Source organism: Arthrobacter sp. SAFR-044 (genome assembly GCF_059414985.1).
The window spans coordinates 1-18,732 of the sequence record NZ_JBPFDN010000005.1; the positions used below are offsets into that span (position 1 = coordinate 1).

Consider the following 18,732-nt stretch of genomic DNA (forward strand, 5'->3'; position numbering starts at 1 on the left):
CAAACACACACAGGTCGACTCGCTGCCCTCGACAAGACCAGAAAATACGGCAGAATAACCAGCGTCAAAGTGGCTCACTTTTCAGCCCGCGAAATGGCTCACTTTTCGACCATCGCTGACACCGTAGTCCGGTAGCGGCCGCTAATTCCTGGTGACGGGCCATTTCCACGCCTTGGTCCCAGGTCAGTGTCTGCTTCAGGTGGGCCGGTAAGGCAGCGATGATCGCCTGGTTAGTCTGCGCTGCGGTGTGCCCGTGCGGGAGGTTGATGATGATTCCGTAGTGAGTCTTGCGTTCTCGTAGGGTAACCATGGCCGACGCGGAACCGACGCCCACGATGAGGTCACCTTCCCAATGACCGGCCTCTGCTTTGGTCTCAACGCCGGGTGGTCTTTCATTGATCATGGTCATGTTCTGCACGACCGATCCGTGCCCCGATCCAGTCCGCCACCGGTGCTTGCGGATTTTTCGTCCGGTGCGCAGCCGTGGCTTGCCGTCCGTACTTAGTCCGCCATGGTCGCCGAACAATAGTGCTTGGTAGATTGTCTCCGGACAAAGCCGCAGACCTGGTTCAGCGGGAAACTCCAGGGCTAACCACCCGCAGATCTGCTCCGGGGACCAGTGACTGGTTAGCTTTGTCTGCACCAGTGCGTGCAGGCGTGGATTAGTCTGCAATTTCCGCTCTCGCGGCCGACGTCGCTGGCTGCGCGCTTCGTGATCGGCTATATGGGGCAAGTAGCGACCCCGGGGATCACGGTGCCGGTCAAGCTCCCGCTTGATGGTCGACGCATGTCTCCCCAACTCCCTGCCAATTTGCCGTAGGGAACATCCCATGCGGAGCAGGTCCGCCATATGCAGCCTTTCCCGCAGGCACAAGTACCTGCCCGACGGAGGTTTGAGGCTGGCCCGTGGTTGTTTTGCCCTTTGATTTCGAAGCCTTGTCCCGATAACCCTGCTCACGCCCAACATCCTGCAGGCGGCAGCATTGGAAGCACCGGAGCCCACCAGCTCCCAATATCGTGTCTCCCGTAACACGCGTCGCTTTTGTGCTGGAGACAAAGGAGCTGCCACCCGCTCGGCTACGATCCTCGCGGTCCGGATCGCATCCCGATCGGCTTTCTGCACGCGTGCTTTCTCGGCTTCCAGTTCCTTTTTCCGCTGGGTTTCCCACCTGACGGAGGTCCCCGGCGACAGTCGTAAAGCGTGTACTACCTCTGCCAGGGGCAGCCGGCTTCGCAAGGAGATGAAACGACGGTAGATCCACCGGTACCCAGTCGTATGCTTTACGCCGGCTGATGCGGCAGCAGCCAATACGCTCATGCCGGTGGAGTAGGAGGACCAGAACCTTTCCTCAACCGCTGGATCGACTTGGAAATGATGGCGCCCGGTTCGGCTTAGGAAACGTTCGTTCCATTTCTCTGCATTGCGCGAGATGAATCCCAGTTCTGTCTGGGCTGCCGCATGATCGAGGCCATTGCCCCGGTATCGGAGGTACTCATCACGCAACCATCGATAACCGGTCGCCTTACCGATTCCGGTCACCCGTACTGACTCTCTGAAACTCTTGCCTTCTTTGATGAGAGCAAGAAACCTAACACCGGTGGGCGAATCGAACTGTTGATACATCGAAGGAACTCCCTGGATTGGGTGTTGCTTCGATCAACAGAATCCGGGGTGCCCTAACTGCTCCGCCTCAAGACTGCCTCGTAACCCTTGCGAAACGACGTCTCATTTCCGCGGAGAGACGTGTGACCTGCACCACGGCCTATTTTCAACGGAATCTTGGAGATCAGGGTTGCCGTTGTCGCCTGAGACGAGGTCGGACAGTTTTGCTGATCCGTCCTAGTCGTTGCTTCGGCGGCGAATGGGCTGTGACGCAGGTGCTCGACCCATCGCATGTTCTGCTACGCCAGGCCACGACCGGCAGCGGGTGTTTCACTGCCATTGCCCGACGCCGGCCGTGAGGTGTGCTTTTTCACCTAAAACCTTTTGGGCAACGAAAGGGAATTCAATCTTGGCCGTATAGCTGGGGGATTCGGAGGTGTGATCAGGTGCTGGGTCCCAGGCAATCTCGTTTGCCAATCGGTCAGCCGCGGCTATCGCTCCGGCCAGGGTCGAGTTCCATTGATAGCGTGCACCCTCGAGGGTTCCGTCGGCCCGGGCCAGGACATCGACCAGCAGCGTGTCCTGCCAGTCGGCCACTTGCTCCAGATGGGAGCCGAAGGACAGGAAACCGCCCTCTTCCCTTAGAGCGTAGACCCGCAGATCCAAGGCGTACCTACGGGGATGCGCGGGGTTCTCCTTCGGCAGGAGGAAGGACGTTACAAGAGGCACAGGGTTGAGCGGTGTGTCCCGGTTCGCCTCGTTAAGCACTACCGGACAGTGGGTAGAGGCCGATTGGTAATGCATAAGCACGGGCACTCCGCGGATCGCTAGTCCGACGTCTGCCTGCCAGACTGTCCCGTTACTGGTATCCAGGGCAAGGTCTGTAAGACTGATGGCCACCTTAAGGTTGCCGAAGAGAAAACGCTGAAGATTTTGGTAGCCCTCTTCCGAGTTGACCAAGCCATACCGCCCGGAATGGGATCGATTGATATACGCCCTGTTCGAGCCTTTGACGTATGCATTGCGGATTTGCACCAGTCCGTCGCTCTTGACGCCGACAGCCCGCGACGACCAGCCAAGAGCCACGTCGTAGTCTCCGGGGTTGGTTCCTACGAGCGATAAGTACCGCTCCGCCGGGAGCGCGCTGAAGTAAGGAACGCGTGGGTCCCAGCCTCCCGTTGGGGTGAAATCCTCCTCTCCTTCGGGAGAGAGATATTCCCGCATCCTGGGCTCTTTGAAGATATCCGAGCCATTTGGCCCGAATGTCTCGATGACCCAGTTGCCAACCGCCCCGCCCAAATCAATGTCGATCCCGCCATGAGGCGTGCCGTATGTGACTACTTTCGAGACCGGGAAGGGTGGGGCAACCTTTCCCGACAGCTCAACCTCAGCCTGGTCAGCGGGATCCGGGGCGAAGCCTTCGCCGGCATCAACTTGCTCAGGGCTCAACGGTTGCCCGGCTTTGAACATGTACCGCTGGATGGCAGACCGGCAAACCAGCCCGCCCATGGAATGGGCAACCAGGTACACCTGGTCAGCGTCCTTCGTCTTGTCGAGGACCTTTTGGATGTAGTCAGCCAGCCCCCTGGCGGCATCTTCTATCCGGTAAGCCACGGGCGGGCGGTCAAACGTGGAGGCGCTGGGGTCGTAGAAGCGGTAAACCCAGATAGTCCGCGGTGGCAGTGAGTCGACCCCGGCGTCGTCCAGCAGGCGTTGCTGGTCGCCGTTCACTTTCAGCTGGTAACCGTAGTCGATCATGAGTCGTAGCAAGGGCGATTCGAACTGGTAGAAACGGGCATTTCCTTGGGCACCGATTCGCACATGCGTTGAGCCTTCATTAAACCCGTAGAAAGGGTCATCCGCCGCTTTATCGATTCCCCTAGTACCACCGGCGAAACCCCTTACGTAAATGATGGGAAGGAACTGAGCCATGGCAACTCCTGAATGGAGATAACGAGGAATGTAGGGCCCGTCTTATCGACGGTCCCGTTTAGCGGCCGAACCCCTGCGGGACGGTGTCCGGAGTAGGCGCTGGACTCCTGGAACCGGCAGTCCATCGGTACTGCCCATCATCAGGGCCGCAGTCCCATTAGCACTCAGTGCACATCCCGCAGCGTTACTGGCGCGTTACAGCCGCCGGGAACTATGGACGGCCGCCTGCCGTGCCCAAGGCGTCAGGGGATATTTGCCGCTTGGAAGCAATGATTGGAGTTCTTTTATCAGGTATTCAATGCCGTCAGGCCTATAGGAGAGTGTCCTCTCGCCTTGGAAAATAGGGGAGAAATGCTCATTGACACCGGTCATTGGAGTGAGGATGCTCTTTCTACCAGTCCGACTACCGGAGCTGACTGAACGAGATCAGGTTCCTATGGGCGCCGATGGTTATGAAGAATTAGAACTGGATTTGCTGCGGTCCTGGCAATTGCGCCGGGACTCGGTGCCGGTGCATGTAGCGGCGAGGCAGCAGCGACTGATCGCCGCGTTGGCTGTCCGAGGGCCAAGCCTTCGAAGCTTTCTTACCGGATTGCTGTGGCCCGAGCATCCGGATGCGAGGGCCTTGGAGAGCCTGAGAGTCAGCGTGCATCTGATCTCGCGGCAGGTTCCCGGGCTGATCATCAATGACGGTCCAGTGTTGTCCATTGCCGGTCGTGTAGACATCGACCTGCATCGGCTTCGCGCCAGTATCAGGGCCGTAAGGGAAAGCGGAACCACAGGAAGCGACGGTCTCTACGTGTTGCGTGAATGCCGCAACGCCGGTTTGCTTCCGGGGTGGTACGAGGACTGGGTTGTGTTTGAGCAGGACCGGCTGCAGCAGGACCTTCTCCGGACGCTGACGGTGATCTCCCGGGAGCGCCTGGCCGCGGGGGACCCGGACAGGGCCGAAGAGGCAGCCGAGGCGGCTTTGCAGATCGAACCCCTTTATGAGGATGCCGTCCGGCACCTGATCGCTGCCGAGCTGCAAAGAGGAAACTGTGCCGCGGCGCTTCGAAGCTACGAACGCTTTCGCCGCCGCCTGGAAAAGGATCTGGGCCTGGCACCCTCCGAATCGGTGAAGGCCCTCATCGCCGGTGCAACCCGAAGCGAGGAGCGCCCTAGGAGGGGAAAGTTAGTTCCGGCGGCTGACTCCTGGCTGGGAGGCGATCCAACGCTTGACGACTCGTAGGACCTCGGCTGGGTCGGCGGTGGCCACCATCCTTTGAGTATCGGAGGAGTGCCCGTAGGTTATGCGAGCCCTAAATTCCTGCGGCTGTCCAGGTTCACACCACGTCCGGATGACCATGACACCCGGCGAGCGGCCGGTGGGGTCCGTGTCCTCATCGCCGGCGGGTACAAACCATTGGTCCTCCGCCACTGCGGTAACTCCCTCCCAGTACATGGGCCTTGCCTGCCGAAGGGCGGCTGGTTTTGTGCCCCTGAACCGCCTTGCCGGCCTGCGAGTCGTTCCTCGAGTGAGGTGCCCTCTTTGTCGTTGCTCTGATCCTGCCCCACGGCCATCAGCGGCAGGTCTGTCTTTGCGAAAGATTGACGCAAGATTGCCTTTCCGCCCGCTGCAGCGCTGGACTGAAGGGACTCTTGGACATTTGGCGTGCCTACAAGGGGGCGGAGCGGATGCCGGTTCACCAGTGCATGATGGCCGTTTGCCCTGATTCTCCCGACCAATAGAGTCTGACACGGACGACGTAGCGCCTGTTTTGGAAGAGCTTTGCGGATAGATGGGCGTTGCGGTTCTCGCCGCCGTCGTCGTCACCGGCAACAAAACGCAGTTCACCGTCAACTTCCTCGAACAGAACCATGACGGTGTCGGAGGTGCCGAAAGTACCGATCTCGTATTTGCGTGATGCCTGGGGCAGCGGCGAGAAGTCGGCTTGTTCTCCTGGGACGAGCGAGAGAGGGACCGACTGGAACGGCTGCAGGACGGGGACCTTGGGTGCGAGGGCTGGGAAGAATTTCCGGACCCATTCCTTGTCGGCTGCGGACAGGCCGCCCGGTGGATTCAGTCCTTCGTGGTATTTTGCAGGTTCGTTGATCAGGCCGGCGGGGAAGCAGTACTCCATGACTGAGTCCGGGTCCCAGTAGGAACCTTCGACTTCGCTGGCGTCGATTTTTCCGTAGGACATTGTTCAGGGTCTGGTCGGGCGGCCAATTATTCGGCGGCCCGCCGAAGTAGTCGTAGACCTTTTGTTCGTCCCAGACGATCCCGGCAAAAGGATTCTGGTGTTCGTGCGGCATTCCCAGTGTGTGGCCGATTTCGTGAAGAGCGGTTGTCCGGCCGTAGTCGTCGGTGAGGTCCCAGCCGTAATTCATCGTGGGTTCATTAGCGTTGATGCCCAGGATGTCCCGGCCAACGTAGGACCAGGAGCCGTCGCCTTGATCGAACCCAATGCGCACCTCGGCTTCACTGTGATCGGCGACTTCCGCGAACTCCAGGCCGATGCCCAGGTCCTTCCATTCTTGAAAGGCTTTCCGGACGGCTTCTTTCTGTGGTGCCGGTGCATCCAAAAACCAGTAGTGCAGCACCGTGCCGTTTACCCATTTGAGCCGCAGGGTTCGGATAAGGCGCTCCCTGCGCGGTGAGAGGTCGGGGCGGAGGACGGGGCGGGATTGCGGCTTGAGATCGCAGTGCGGCCGGGGTGATCCTGCTTTCACGGTTGGCTCCTGACGTCTTGTCTACGTCATCGTATTAAACGGCCTTACTCGTTACCGTTGCGTTACCACCGTCGAATGTACCGAAAACGGGAGCGGGAAAGGACTGCTGGCTTAGCTAGAGCTCGGGCATGCTGCCGGCTTCCGGGCTCAAGGCGAAGGTGCCTGGTTCCGGATACGGCTTGCACATTATGCCGTCGACGGTCAGTTGGGCGGGACAGCGCAGCCTCGTATTGACGAGGGCAGCCACATCGGGCTTGGAAGCGGCAGATTGTGTCCCGGGCGCTTCCAGCAGCCCGTTGCGGATGGCGACCTGTTGCGCCTGTCCGGTCCGGCCGTTCCAAAGTTCGGGGCTGCCCTTGAGGGGCTGTACGGATTCCAGCTGGAGTGTCAGCACACTCCAACCGTTGAGACGGGGATGCTCTTCGATCGCCAGCACAGTCCCTGTGATGTTCGCGAGGTTTTCTATGGCCTGGACCATGGAGCTATTGTCCGTTGCGGGATTGGGCAGCGTCCAGCAGCAGCGAAGCCAGGGCGCCACTGATATCTGCTCCGGTATTTTCCTGGTAGTAGCTGTAGGCCGGCATCGGGTTGGCTTCAAAGCAGACCCACCGACCATCCGGGGTGCGCCGTAAGTCGATGCCACACAGGGGAAGTCCAAGGCTGGTAGCCAGACGGATGCAGGCGTTCCGTATGCGGCAGTCAAGGTCGATTTCCGTGAGCTGGACTTCAACGCCGGATCGGGCAGCGTAGCGGTAATCGTCCGCGTCAGCGCTGATTTCGGTGGCGAATGTGCGTCCGCCCACCACATGCACTCTGACGTCCGTACCGTGGATGGCAACCTGGAACTGGGTGGGCAAGAGCCGGACCAACGGCAAGCGCTCCAAATGGCGGTTGCCAAGTTCAGCCACAATGGAGCGCACGCCGCTGATGGATTTGAACACGACGTGTCCCGCGCCGCTTCGGAATTTCTCAATCTCCTCCGGGTCGTTGCTGACCAGGGTCTCGGGGATCTCAAGACCCGCCGCGGCGATCAGTTGGGCCTGGTACGGTTTGGAGGCATTTGAAGCCATGGCCCAGGGACGGTTGACGACCAAAGCGGGGGAGAGGTCCAGCCATTGGGTAAAGAGTGCGTGGAATGCCTGGACGTGTGACGCCTGGTCGAGGTCCGTTGGCATGACGACGTTGAGCAGGCGCGCGTACACGGATCCGATGGCCGACAGCGCGATGTCCTCGCCGGCGCCCCTCAGCCGGCCGTCCACCCGTCCGCCATCAAGGTGAAGTGACAAGCTCGCGTGCGCAAGATGTCTATCGTCAATGAAGATGTAACTGGCGTTCCGTCGCTGGAGGGCATCCAGCAGCAGCGCGATAGGCGGATCATCAGGCCGCCCGAAGACAAGAATCAAGCCCCCTCCCTTCAGGGCTCCTCCGCCATCAGGCGCACGACGACGTCAACCTCCCCGTCCTGCGCCAGTGCTGGCATGCAGTCCACACCTGCCAGCTTCAGCTCACCCTCTGAGTGGACGAACTTAAACGAGGCCAGCAGCAGCCCCAACCGCCGCGCCAAATCCAGGCATTGCCCTCCGAACGCGGGTGCCAGCGGACCGAGCAGCCGTTGTCCTGCCACCACTACGTAACTACCGTCGGACCTGTCCGGCTGGCGTATGTCCGTCGCGCAGTACGGAACCAGGTCAGGTGTTGCCATGCGGGCAACTTGGACTTTTAGTCCCGACGCAAAGGCATGGGCCATCCACGACAGCGGTGGCCCGTAGGCACCCGCCAGCAGGCCAGGACCAGTGCGATTGATGACTCGGGACCCCAGACTCGCCAGCCAACTTGTCAACAGGGCTTGAAATTCGGCCGCGGCGTAATCCCGGTCTTTCACCGAAGCCGTCTTGAAGGCTGGAACGGAAGGCGGGGAAGCCATCCGGTTCAACACTGAACGGAGAGTTCGGTCATCCAGAGTTCGTCCGTCCGGAACACCGATTGTCGTGTGGCACGCACCTGTGGAAGATACGGTGTGCAGCCACTCGCATCGGCTGAGGATTTTCGGGCTGACCTGGAGCACGCCCTGTCCGCCTTGGAGGGCGGACAGGCGGCGCGTCACCCGTGCCGCCCCACCATCGTGCGGATCGGCAATGACGAGGAACGCGGTGCTCATTGCAGGGGCGGCGAGTCAAAGGAGACCTTCGCGTCCCTGTCGCCCTGTTCCATGCGATTGATCAGTTCGCTACCGGGGCCAAGGGAGCCCGTCCCACCAATCAAATCCGGCCTTTGGTCCGCAGCGATGAAAGGCTCGACGGCGCCCATGGACGATGCGACCAGACCCTCCAACGCTGCGACCCGGTCTTCGAGTTCAATAATTGCTCCCAGGAGGGGGGCGGTTCCGGCGTCGTCTACCCATGTATCCGACGGAGGGGAGGAGGGCGGGGTGGGGCTGTCATGCTGATCTTTGTAATCCTTCACCCCGCTCTTGGTGTCACGGAGGTCTTTGGCGAGTGACTTGTCCAGCAACCGCGGCTTGTCCTGACGGTCTTTGAGCTCTTTGAACGACTCCTTGGACGTCGACACATCCTTGGAATCCTTCAGCTCCTTGCGCGGGGCTTTGGTGCTCACCGAGATCCTGGCTGTCATGGTGGACCCTGAAGCAGATATGGATGTGATGGAGACGGAGGTTGACTGACCAGCATAAGAATTGGACGACGGCGTACTGCTGCCGTTGAAGACGGTGTTGTTGGCCGTCCCGGGATAGGGGTCACCGGCGTCCCCCCGGTTCTGGTTGAGTTCAAGATTCCGCTTGCCGTCCGCTTGCGCCAGCCCGACCTTATAGTGGTTTTCGTCGGTGTTGCCCGGTTGGTTGTCGTCGATGTGCCAGATCAGCAGTCCGTCCCCGGGAAGGTTGGCGTCGTAGCCTGTGCGTTGGCGGTTCTCCAACAAGAAATACTCCGGCCCGCTGCCTCCGTCCTTCCAAAGGCGGTGTACTTTGCGGCTGATCTTCACGTCCGGAAGGCTGACCGTGCCCGCGGTCGACACGTTGATAGTTGCGGCCCACCCCTGCTGCACCTTGCACCAGGCCGAGGGGTGTGCAGGAATATCGCCGCCCCCGTTCCAGGAACCTGCGCCCATCAGGCACCAGTTGCCCACGCCTTCCGATGTGTCGTCGGTGTCATACAGGTCAGGAAAGCCGAACAGCAAGTGTCCGAGTTCGTGGGCGCAGACGCCGATCTTGCTGTCCTCAGGAATCGTAAGGTACGCGAAAATTTTCTTGCCATCGGCGGACCGCTCCGTTGGAAGGTTCCATTTGTGCGACCAGATGTCTCCCGGGTTCAGCGTTTCTTCCCCGCCACGGCCGGCATGGACGACGATGAAGGCGTCGACGTAGTTGTTGCCGTCGTTGTCGTACGGGCCAAAGTCCACATCGGGATCCGCTGCGGCGGCCGCGTCATTGGCCAGAATGTTCGCCCTTGCAGTACCGCTGGGCCTGCCGATACCAAAATTGCCGTTGGCATACCATGCGAGCGTTTGAGGCAGGGTATAGGGCCCCACAACTTCGCCGGCAAGGTCCACCAGCCCTCCGGTAACTTCGGAGTAGTACTCCCGAACGCTCCCGTGGGGCAGCGCACCGGTGGAAAAGAACAACTCGGAGAAATGGGCTGCCGACTGAGCAAGCTGCTTGTCGCTGAATTCGACGAGGACGACGATGACGCGGACCGTCCCGCGCAACGGCGCCCTTGTTGCTGCCGCCGCAGCCATCGAACGGGCTGGGGTGCCAGGCGCGAAGTGTTCGGGCGGGAAGATTAAGCCGTCATCAAAACCAAGCGGGCGGCTGTGGGCGGTGAATCCTAGGAGGGAGGTGACTCCTCTTTCCTCTGCAGAACGAAGCCTGGAAACTTCATCACTCAGGCGGGCCTTGGCGTCGGGACTCATAGAGACCGCGCAGAGGCCGCCTCGCAAGTTGCTGAAATCGCCGCCGCTCCCCGGAACCTTTTGCTGCATCACAACCCCTTCTTCAAATCGTCGGCCTCGCCTGATCGGCGTTCCACGCAGCGGAGCCGGCGCGGCGGCCGGGCGGGAGCCCGGCGCAGTGAAATCTACCGAGGCGGCGTTATCACCGCGTTACTGCCAAGTCGGGACGCGCTTGAATGCGGAAGCTGGCTCACAAAAGCCAGCAAGGGAAGTTCCAGGCAAACGCCGAAATCTGACTGCCTAATTAGCTGGTGTCTGCACTTTCCACACTCTCAGCTTCGGATCGGGTGCCATCTGAGCCGTCCTCTCCATATTCCGCATGTATTCCGCCTGCTGTGGGTGGTTTCTGCGGATCCTCGTTCCGGCTCAGTGCCGTGGGCCAGGGCGTGGTCCGGCGCCTATTTACGCGCCGAGGGTGCGGGGACAACATGATATCTGCGTTTTCATGTACAACTCTGGGAAAGCGAAATCAAGGGCTTCCCAAGGGAGTCGCTCTGGTGATTGTCCTGCCAAAGAGGGCATGGACGGTGGGAGGCTTATATTCGATATGCTCGCCTCCTTGGCTGGGTACGAACGATTGAGGTTGTCGGAAAGGACGAAGGCCGGCCATCACGGACACCTGCCGGCTTCGATGTCCAGAGATTCGACGGCAGAAACGTCGGAATGGTTATGCCGGCGCGAGCGTCTTGCCGCCGGGACCAAGGGCTCTATCCACTTAGTCGCAGGAGAACCACACTTCCACTGAGGAGCGAGGCTTCTCTGTCATCAATTCGCGATTGAGGAAGACCATGGCAAACAGCATTGATGCACTCAAATGGACTCAGCCGGCAGCAGGAACTAGCGCCGATCAACTGGATCTGAAGATTATCCTCCAGGGGAGTGGACTTTTAGGAGATGACAACGCTCTTAGGGATGGTAATTTTCAGCGGACATGGCGCGCAGACACGCCCGAATCTCTCCAACTCATTTCGTCCGGCGTAACGAAAATGACCAAGTGGTGGCTCGCCGCTGTATCGAGTGTGGGCGGCCTAACTGCTATTGCGAGCATGATTGTAGGTTACGTGCGGTCATTTACAGACGGTCTGGGAGAACCCGTCACCGTGGCTTTCATCGCTGGGGGATCACTTGTGCTTGCCGCTTCGGCGATCGCGCTTGCAATCTTCGTACACGGAGATCTCGAAGCCAGAGGCAATGCGGCAGCGGCTCAACTAGGCGCTCGCGGTGACGTAATGGCGGCATTCCTCCGGGCAGAAACAGTTGCGGGTGGCCGAACCGATGCAGGGCGAAGGGCGGATGATGTTGAGCACCTGGTTAGGGATCTAGGCAACTTGAAGGTCGTAGGCGCCGACGTCGTGGTTGGAAGCGATAAGGAGACTGTGACAATCATTCATGCCGCTCCCAATCATTTGTCTTCTTAGCTCCTGGGCGTTAGCCTCCCGGCGCATATGGACTACCGGAGGGTCTCCTTATCTCGGCGACGACACTGCGGTCGTCTAATGCTTAACCGGTAACGCAGACCTCGCGCTCGAAGTGCAAGCCGCGGGGTCAGGCTCGAAATTTCAGCGACGCGCCCTCGCTGAATTGGTGCGAACGGCTGTGGTGAGAGAGTCACGACTGTTGGCACTCTCCCGCCCCAGAAGGCTGCTGCGGCGCGAGCCATGAACTCTATTGCGAAGGTCCCGGCGCAGATTAGGAAGGTCCCCCTCTCCGGCATCAGGGCTGTAGGCGAAAAGCTTGTGACAAGCGAAAAGGGGGTGTGGACAATGTCCACACTTTGGGCTGCGGACTCGTTTGTATCAGCACCGGAGCCGCCCGATTTCCGCACGTTCCCGCGGCTTCCGAGTGGTTGCAAGGGCTGGAATGTAGTTCGAGTCCCACCTCGGGCACGACAGATCCCCTCGTCAGGGGCGATTTTGCTTTGACGTGTTGACAAAGCTTGTGGTCGCGTCGCTCTGACGGGTTGGGTCGCGGGCTGTGGCCTGGCCGCCGCGGGGCCTGTTCAGGTGTATGGGGTGGCGGTTCAAGTCCCTGGCTGGTGGGCCCTCCGCCTGCTGTGAGTGGATTGTGCCGTTACTTCCTTCCGCTTTTCGTAGGGTTGGCCGAGAGTGCCAACACCTGTTCATGGTTTCCGGGTGCGACCACGACATGACCGCACCGAGTCTGGTCCGGAGCCTCAGGTGGATAGTGCCTTACGGGTCCTCCGGGAAGGCCTGGCGGCTAATTTGTTCTGACATAGAGGGTGTGGACAGTGTCCACACTTATGTTTGTCTGCTTTGCTCGTTCATCACTTTCGAGCTGTTTGTGGAAGATTTGTCCGGCGGTCACGCGGTACTTAAGGTCACCGCTGAGCTCTTGGGGCGTAACCCATAATTCGTGGCCTTCAGGGCCTCGAAGATTTGCCGCGAGTTTTGGCTGTCCGCGGCGATCCAGAGCGCGGAGGAGTTCGGCATAGCAACATCGACAAAGCCAGTTCTGATCACTTGGCCGTTGCCGCGGATTTCTACCCAGGCGTTAACTAACAGGGACCATTCGGTGTGCTGGTGTGCTGGTGGGCGGTTGCCCGCTTTAGTGTCATTGTTTTCCAGAGGCATAAGACAGCAGTGGCGGCGGCTCGGTTGGACCGGGCTGCCGCCACTGCTTGAGTCGGACGGGTGCTGCTAGGGGGCGACGTGTTCGGTGATGCGGGAGCGGATCTGTCGTTCGAAGTTCTCCTGGCCTGGCAGGGCCCGAAGGGTCTCGTTGAGCTCGAACTGCGGGATGACGACGATGCCATCCTGGTCCCCGATGACCACGTCACCGGGGTTGCAGACGACGTTTCCGCAGGCGACCGGCTTGCCGACGTAGCCCGGCCCGTTCTTGGAGGGACCTGCCGGGACGACGGCACGGGCGAACACGGCGATGCCCATCTCGTTCATTTCTTCGACGTCCCTCACGGCGCCGTCGATGATCACTCCGCCGACGCCTTTGTGCAGGCAAATTTCAGCGAGAATTCCCCCGAAGACGGACCGGTTGGTCACGCCGTTACCGGAGATGACCAGCACGTCGCCCAGCTTGGCTTCGTCCAGGCCGCGGTGGATGGCCAGGTTGTCGCCTTCCCAGGTCTGGATGGGCAGCACCGTGCCGGCAAGGCGGGTGCCGGGGGTAAGACAGCGGATGTCGGCGGACATCATGTCCATCCGCTTGCGCACGTCCCCGATCAGTGCTGGCGGGTAGGCGGCGAGGGACTGCACGATGTCCCGGGAGGGGCGCGGCCATTCAGGGTAGACGGCGATGTTGTCTGCCGGTGCGTTGATATACACGTGGTTCCTTGATCGGGTTAGACGGCGAGCTTTTGCAGGTCGTCGGCGTTGAGTGGAAAGGTTGGTGTATTGCCGGCCAGCACAGCCTTGACCTCGGCCCAGGATTTCGTTCCGGCTTCGAGGAACGCTTCCTGGGTTTGTCCGGCAATGTGCGGGGTAACGATGAGGTTCGGTACTTCTCTCAGTGGAACGCGGGTGTGGGCCAGCGGATCCTTCATGTCGATGCTTTCGGCTTCGAGGACATCCAGCGCTGCACCGGCAATCTGTCCCTCTATGAGGGCGTCCACGAGGGCGTCCTCATTGAGCGGAAATGACCGAGCACCTCGGGCACGAGCATGGCCAGACGCCGATCGCAGCCAACATGGCAACGGCACCAGGTCGAAGACCGTGCTGACCGAGATCGGACCGGTCGAGATTGAGGTGCCCCGGGATCGTGACGGATCATTCGAGCCGGTGATCGTGCCCAAGCGGAAACGGCGTCTGGAAGGGATCGACCAGATCGTCCTCTCGCTGTCCGCCCGGGGGCTGACCACCGGGGAAATCGCCGCGCACTTCGAGGAGGTCTACGGGGCCAGGGTCTCCAAAGACACCATCAGCCGCATCACGGAGAAGGTCGCCGGGGAACTGGCCGAATGGTCGGCCCGGCCGCTGGATCCGGTCTATCCGGTGCTCTTCGTGGACGCGATCGTCGTCAAGGTCCGTGACGGGCAGGTGCGGAACACCCCGTTCTATGTCGTCATGGGCGTCACCGTGAACGGGGAGCGGGAGATTCTGGGGATCTGGGCCGGCGACGGCGGCGAGGGTGCACGGTTCTGGCTGCAGGTGTTCGCCGAGCTGAAGAACCGGGGCGTGGAAGATGTGTTGATTGCCGTCTGCGACGGGCTCAAGGGCCTGCCCGAGGCGATCACCACCACGTGGGAGCGAACAGTGGTGCAGCAGTGCATCGTGCACCTGATCCGCAACAGCTTCCGCTACGCCGGACGCCAGCACCGCGACGGCATCGTCAAGGCGCTCAACCCCGTCTACACGGCCCCGTCCGAGCAAGCGGCAAAGGACCGGTTCGCCGAGTTCACCGCCGAATGGGGCCAGCGATATCCGGCCATCGTACGGCTCTGGGAAGCCTCATGGGCCGAGTTCGTGCCCTTTCTGGAGTACGACGTGGAGATCCGGCGGGTGATCTGCACAACGAACGCCATCGAGTCAATCAACGCCCGCTACCGAAGGGCAGTAAGGGCCCGCGGGCACTTTCCGAACGAGACCGCCGCCCTGAAATGCCTGTATCTAGTCACTAGGTCCCTTGATCCAACCGGCGGCGGTCGGGCACGCTGGGTGATGAGGTGGAAGCCGGCGCTGAACGCGTTCGCGATTACCTTCGCCGGCCGGTTCGAAAGAACCACTCAATAATGAAAACCGGCCGGACCCACACACCGTTTATCGGACAGTCCCAGTGCTCCAAGTGTTTAGTTATGAAGGCAACGTATGTGAGGTCTTTGTGGGAGCAAAAAAGGACGTGATTGTAGGGGCCAATCACCAAAAGCGACAGACAGTCAACACTGGGACAAGCCAGTGCATAAGTGCACATCCTTTTGCCCGACGAGTATTCAAGTATTGACTGTAACGCTGTTGTAACGGTCAGTTCGTACAATTTGGCCATAGTGTCCTCAGAAAGGACCGGATGCCGTATGTCATCCGGCAGTCCGGACAATTTGTCACCAGCCGGTTTGATCGACTCTGATGTCGGCTTCCAGGCCTGTTCATGTTTGGACGGCGGCAGTGGTGGGAGGAGGAGTGGGTGGTGAGTGATGGGAACTGGCCGGAGGGGTTAATTCCTTTGACATCGCTGGTGGGGGCGTTGCGGGAGGAGCTGAAGCAGGCGCGGGAGAGTGCGGATCCATCGATGCCGTTTATGGTGGGCCCGGTGAGCGTGGAGATCAATGTGGTGGTCCGGTATGAGGCAGAGGCCAAGTTCGGGGCGAAGCTATTCGCGTTCCTGGATGCCGGGATCAGTGGCAAGGCGGGCCGGGACACTGGGCATAAGGTGAGCTTCGTCCTGACTCCTCGGGACCCTTCAAGGCCTGATGGGGACGTGGTGATCCATGACAGCGACGACAGCTCGGCAGGGGAACCTCCTCCTCTTGGGAGCTCTGCGCGACGAAATATCCGTAGAGGGGAAGTGTGATGGGGTTCGACCGGGGGCGCATCGTGCAAATCTGGGCTCCTCAGAATGTAGGTGGTGGTGGGCGCGTAGCGTTGCATGGGTCCGGGTACCGGGTGGGTCCTAAAATGGTGCTCACTGCTGCGCACGTCGTGACGGGGCACCCGGTCCGGGACCCGCTACCGGGTCCACCCGGGTTCCCTGACCCGGCTGGGGTTCGGTTGGCGGTGTTGGCTTCCGGGTCGTGGGTTCCGGCGGTTGTGGTCTGGCGCGATGACGAGGCAGATGTGGCGGTGCTGCTGGCAGAGTCACTGCCGGATCTGCCGGCTGGCAGTCCGGCCCCGCGCTGGGGGCGGATCACGGGGACAGACCCGGTGCCGTGTCTAGCGGTGGGGTTTCCGTGGGCGGTCCCTGGCCCGGACGGAACACGCGACACCGAGCACCTGCACGGGTTTATCACCCCCCTGTCCGGCATGGTGCGAGGTGCACAGGTGATTACTGTGGTCAGCAGTGCCCCGCGTGAACGGACTGAGGGTGGGAGTCCATGGGCAGGCATGTCGGGGGCGGCGGTGTTCGCCGGCCGGTACCTGGTCGGGGTGGTTGCCATAGACCCGGCCCGCTATGGCACCGACCGGGTCCATGCGGTGTCGATGTCCGGGCTACTGCAGGATGACCCTGACCTTGCGGCCCTGCTGGGGATAGGAGATATGAGGGAAATTGAGCCGGTGCATCTGCCCTCCCGCCTGGCCATCACCGCTCAGGACAGTATCGGGCTGCGCCCGCCCTACCGCTCCTTGTCGGGACCGGACCCGTCCAGAGCGCCGGCCCGGCTGCTGCTCGCCAAGCATGGAGTGGTGCCGTTTTCCGGCCGGAACGAGCAGCTGGTCGACCTCCAGCAATGGTGCCGTCAGGAGCATTCGTTCGCGCTGCGGGTGGTCACCGGCGAGGGGGGATCCGGGAAGACACGACTGGCGGGCCAGCTCTGTCTGCTGATGGCCGCCGAGGGCTGGGACACAGGATTCGCCGATTTCGACCAGCCCGGGGGGGACACGACCCTAGACTACGACCGGCCCACGCTGGTGGTCATCGACGAAGCCGGCCAGCACGGGAACCTGGTCGCCAAACTCCTCAACGGATTTGCCTTCCGGCCTCCGGGGGCGGTACCGGTGCGGTTGCTACTGATCGCCCGACACATTCGCGTGTGGTGGACGCAACTCAATCGCGAGACCGAACAACTGGCAGACACCTACGCCGACCCTCCGCTGCAGCTGACCGACGGCGGACTCGACTTAGATGAACGTGCTCGCCAGTACCGTTCCGCCGCCGACGCCTTCGGCCAGTTCCGCACCCGCACGTCCGCTGCCAGTATCATGGACCAGCCGCCCGGCGGTATAGTTGGCAGAGGTACCGTGCCCGTCCCGAATCTGAGTGATGAGGCATTTGCGAATCCATTGATGGTCCATATGACCGCATTCCTAGACGCCTTCCCTGACCCGCAGGTGGATCCATCTTTTGAGCCATCCGAACGGAAGCCCGCTGGCAGGGACAGCTCAAAAGAGATCCAAGGCGTGCGCAACCAGACCCTTCAGGGTGTGCTGCTCCGGGAACAGTGGCGGTGGCGGATGACCCCAGGCAGCCCGGTCGACACCAGCGGCGAACCGGACGAGCATACCGCGGATCAGGCAGTGGCCTTGGTGACGCTCACTGCCCCCTTAACCGAGCAGGCCACCGTCGACCGGCTTGTTGCAGTGCCTCGACTTTCCGATGCTTCTGGTCCCCAACGCCGCACGACGGCAGCATGGCTGTACCGGCTTTACCCTGGCCCGGAACCCCCTTGGATTGTACCGTTGCGCCCGGATCTGGTGGCCGAAGAACTCCTCGCTACCACGGACCGGCTAACAGACCTTGCCGACTCCGCCCTGGCGCTGCTTCTCGACGCTCAAGACAACGCCGCGGTCAGCCAACTGCTGCGTGGACTCGTCCGTGCTAGTCACAGGCACACCGTCCACACGTCCCTGGACCGGGTCCTGTCCGCTCACCTTCCTGCCCTGCTCGACCGCGCCCTTGCCGACCAGACCGCTCCTCTGCCGGCTGTGCTCGACCGAGCACTCCAGGCGGCACCCCAACCCGGCCTCGCCGCCAATCTGGTCGACCGGCTACCTCCACGCAGCATCATCCTGGCCCCCCTGGCCCTAACGTTGGCAAAACAGTCAGTGGACCATTATCGGCACCTGATCACGAACCAACCGGAGGACTCCGTCCCGGATCTGGCGTTGTCCCTGAGTAACCTCTCGGTCCGACTGGGGGACCTCGGCCGGCTGGAGGAGGCCCTGAAGGCGGCCGAGGAGGCGACCGGGCTCTACCGGGGGCTGGCGGAGCCCAGGCCTGCAGCTTTTACCCCCGATCTGGCCAGATCCTTGAACAACCTTGCCGATCGGCTGGGGGAACTAGGCCGACGGGAGGAAGCCCTACAGGCCGCCGAAGAGTCCGTCCGGCTGCAACAAAGTCTGGCTGAGGTTCGGCCGGAGGAGTCCGTCCCGGACCTAGCGTTGTCCCTGAGCAACCTCTCGGTCCGGCTGGGGGACCTCGGCCGGCTGGAGGAGGCCCTGAAGGCGGCCGAGGAGGCGATCGGGCTCTACCGGGGGTTGGCGGAGGCCAGGCCCGCTGCCTTCACCTCCGATCTGGTGAGATCCTTGAACAACCTCTCAGACCGGCTGGCTGATCTAGGTCAGATGGAGGAGGCCCTGGAGGCCGCTGAGGATGCAGTTGGACTCTACCGGGGGCTGGCGGAGGCGAAGCCGGAGGACTCCGGCCCGGAACTGGCCAGGTCTCTGAGTAGCCTCTCGTCCCGGTTAGCTGATCTGGGCCGGCCGGAGGAGGCCCTGGCCGCCATCGAGGAGGCGGCCGGGCTCTACCGGGGGTTGGCGGAGGCCAGGCCCGCGGCCTTCACCTCCGACCTGGCATGGTCCCTGAGCAGCCTATCGGTTCGGCTGGGGGATCTGGGCCGGCCGGAGGAGGCCCTGGCCGCCATCGAGGAGGCGGCCGGGCTCTACCGGGGGCTGGCG

13 protein-coding genes and 2 pseudogenes are annotated in these 18,732 nt (G+C 61.5%); 5 read left to right on the top strand and 10 right to left on the bottom strand.

Features of this window, described 5'->3' with window-relative positions:
* Positions 1 to 64: 64 nt before the first annotated feature.
* Entirely contained in the window at positions 65 to 1,624 is a 1,560-nt protein-coding gene (locus ACR65J_RS09225; RefSeq protein WP_440168024.1) for an IS30 family transposase, read from the bottom strand.
* Positions 1,625 to 1,933: 309 nt separating this feature from the next.
* Positions 1,934 to 3,535: an esterase/lipase family protein gene (locus ACR65J_RS09230; RefSeq protein WP_440168025.1), complete on the bottom strand. Its 1,602-nt coding sequence runs from the start codon at positions 3,533 to 3,535 to the stop codon at positions 1,934 to 1,936.
* A 382-nt stretch (positions 3,536 to 3,917) separates the two neighbouring features.
* Between ACR65J_RS09230 and ACR65J_RS09235 the strand changes: the two genes are divergently transcribed.
* A complete protein-coding gene (locus tag ACR65J_RS09235; RefSeq protein ID WP_440168027.1) occupies positions 3,918 to 4,766 on the top strand; it encodes an AfsR/SARP family transcriptional regulator in 849 nt (282 codons plus the stop codon).
* Positions 4,767 to 5,220: 454 nt separating this feature from the next.
* Here ACR65J_RS09235 and ACR65J_RS09240 read toward each other — a convergent pair whose 3' ends face one another.
* The 6 genes and pseudogenes from ACR65J_RS09240 to ACR65J_RS09265 form a co-directional block, all read right to left on the bottom strand.
* Positions 5,221 to 5,721, bottom strand: a complete 501-nt coding sequence (locus ACR65J_RS09240) for a zinc metalloprotease (RefSeq protein ID WP_440168473.1) — start codon at positions 5,719 to 5,721, stop codon at positions 5,221 to 5,223.
* Positions 5,722 to 5,875: 154 nt separating this feature from the next.
* Positions 5,876 to 6,250, bottom strand: a pseudogene (locus ACR65J_RS09245) (zinc metalloprotease); the annotation flags it as partial.
* Positions 6,251 to 6,365: 115 nt separating this feature from the next.
* Positions 6,366 to 6,728, bottom strand: coding sequence for a hypothetical protein (locus ACR65J_RS09250; protein ID WP_440168029.1), 363 nt, complete (start codon positions 6,726 to 6,728; stop codon positions 6,366 to 6,368).
* Between the two features lie 4 nt (positions 6,729 to 6,732).
* Positions 6,733 to 7,653 carry an ATP-grasp domain-containing protein gene (locus ACR65J_RS09255; RefSeq protein WP_440168030.1) on the bottom strand — a complete coding sequence of 307 codons (921 nt, stop codon included), beginning with the start codon at positions 7,651 to 7,653 and terminating at the stop codon, positions 6,733 to 6,735.
* A gap of 11 nt (positions 7,654 to 7,664) precedes the next feature.
* On the bottom strand, positions 7,665 to 8,408 hold the full coding sequence (locus ACR65J_RS09260; protein ID WP_440168032.1) for a hypothetical protein: 744 nt from the start codon (positions 8,406 to 8,408) through the stop codon (positions 7,665 to 7,667).
* Positions 8,405 to 10,243, bottom strand: coding sequence for a M6 family metalloprotease domain-containing protein (locus ACR65J_RS09265; protein ID WP_440168449.1), 1,839 nt, complete (start codon positions 10,241 to 10,243; stop codon positions 8,405 to 8,407). Before ACR65J_RS09265 ends, ACR65J_RS09260 begins: the two co-directional genes overlap by 4 nt.
* Positions 10,244 to 11,001: 758 nt before the next feature.
* Here ACR65J_RS09265 and ACR65J_RS09270 point away from each other — a divergent pair.
* Positions 11,002 to 11,631, top strand: coding sequence for a hypothetical protein (locus ACR65J_RS09270; protein WP_440168033.1), 630 nt, complete (start codon positions 11,002 to 11,004; stop codon positions 11,629 to 11,631).
* A gap of 1,239 nt (positions 11,632 to 12,870) precedes the next feature.
* Here the strand turns inward: ACR65J_RS09270 and ACR65J_RS09275 are convergent.
* Entirely contained in the window at positions 12,871 to 13,512 is a 642-nt protein-coding gene (locus ACR65J_RS09275) for an RraA family protein (protein WP_440168034.1), read from the bottom strand.
* A 17-nt stretch (positions 13,513 to 13,529) separates the two neighbouring features.
* Positions 13,530 to 13,799, bottom strand: coding sequence for an NAD(P)-dependent oxidoreductase (locus ACR65J_RS09280; protein WP_440168035.1), 270 nt, complete (start codon positions 13,797 to 13,799; stop codon positions 13,530 to 13,532).
* 20 nt (positions 13,800 to 13,819) lie between these two features.
* Between ACR65J_RS09280 and ACR65J_RS09285 the strand changes: the two are divergent.
* From ACR65J_RS09285 to ACR65J_RS09295, 3 genes and pseudogenes are all read left to right on the top strand, one after another.
* A pseudogene (locus ACR65J_RS09285) lies at positions 13,820 to 14,916 on the top strand (IS256 family transposase); the annotation flags it as partial.
* Between the two features lie 391 nt (positions 14,917 to 15,307).
* Complete coding sequence (locus tag ACR65J_RS09290; RefSeq protein ID WP_440168037.1) at positions 15,308 to 15,691, top strand: trypco2 family protein; 384 nt, start codon at positions 15,308 to 15,310, stop codon at positions 15,689 to 15,691.
* On the top strand, positions 15,691 to 18,732 hold a 3,042-nt coding region (locus ACR65J_RS09295; RefSeq protein ID WP_440168039.1), incomplete at its 3' end, for a tetratricopeptide repeat protein. The genes ACR65J_RS09290 and ACR65J_RS09295, both read left to right, overlap by 1 nt.

Coding starts and splice junctions, on each gene's coding strand:
- ACR65J_RS09250 (WP_440168029.1), bottom strand. CDS start 6,728: ATGGTCCAGGCCATAGAAAACCTCGCGAACATCACAGGGACTGTGCTG.
- ACR65J_RS09240 (WP_440168473.1), bottom strand. CDS start 5,721: ATGTCCTACGGAAAAATCGACGCCAGCGAAGTCGAAGGTTCCTACTGG.
- ACR65J_RS09270 (WP_440168033.1), top strand. CDS start 11,002: ATGGCAAACAGCATTGATGCACTCAAATGGACTCAGCCGGCAGCAGGA.
- ACR65J_RS09225 (WP_440168024.1), bottom strand. CDS start 1,624: ATGTATCAACAGTTCGATTCGCCCACCGGTGTTAGGTTTCTTGCTCTC.
- ACR65J_RS09230 (WP_440168025.1), bottom strand. CDS start 3,535: ATGGCTCAGTTCCTTCCCATCATTTACGTAAGGGGTTTCGCCGGTGGT.
- ACR65J_RS09235 (WP_440168027.1), top strand. CDS start 3,918: ATGCTCTTTCTACCAGTCCGACTACCGGAGCTGACTGAACGAGATCAG.
- ACR65J_RS09260 (WP_440168032.1), bottom strand. CDS start 8,408: ATGAGCACCGCGTTCCTCGTCATTGCCGATCCGCACGATGGTGGGGCG.
- ACR65J_RS09265 (WP_440168449.1), bottom strand. CDS start 10,243: ATGCAGCAAAAGGTTCCGGGGAGCGGCGGCGATTTCAGCAACTTGCGA.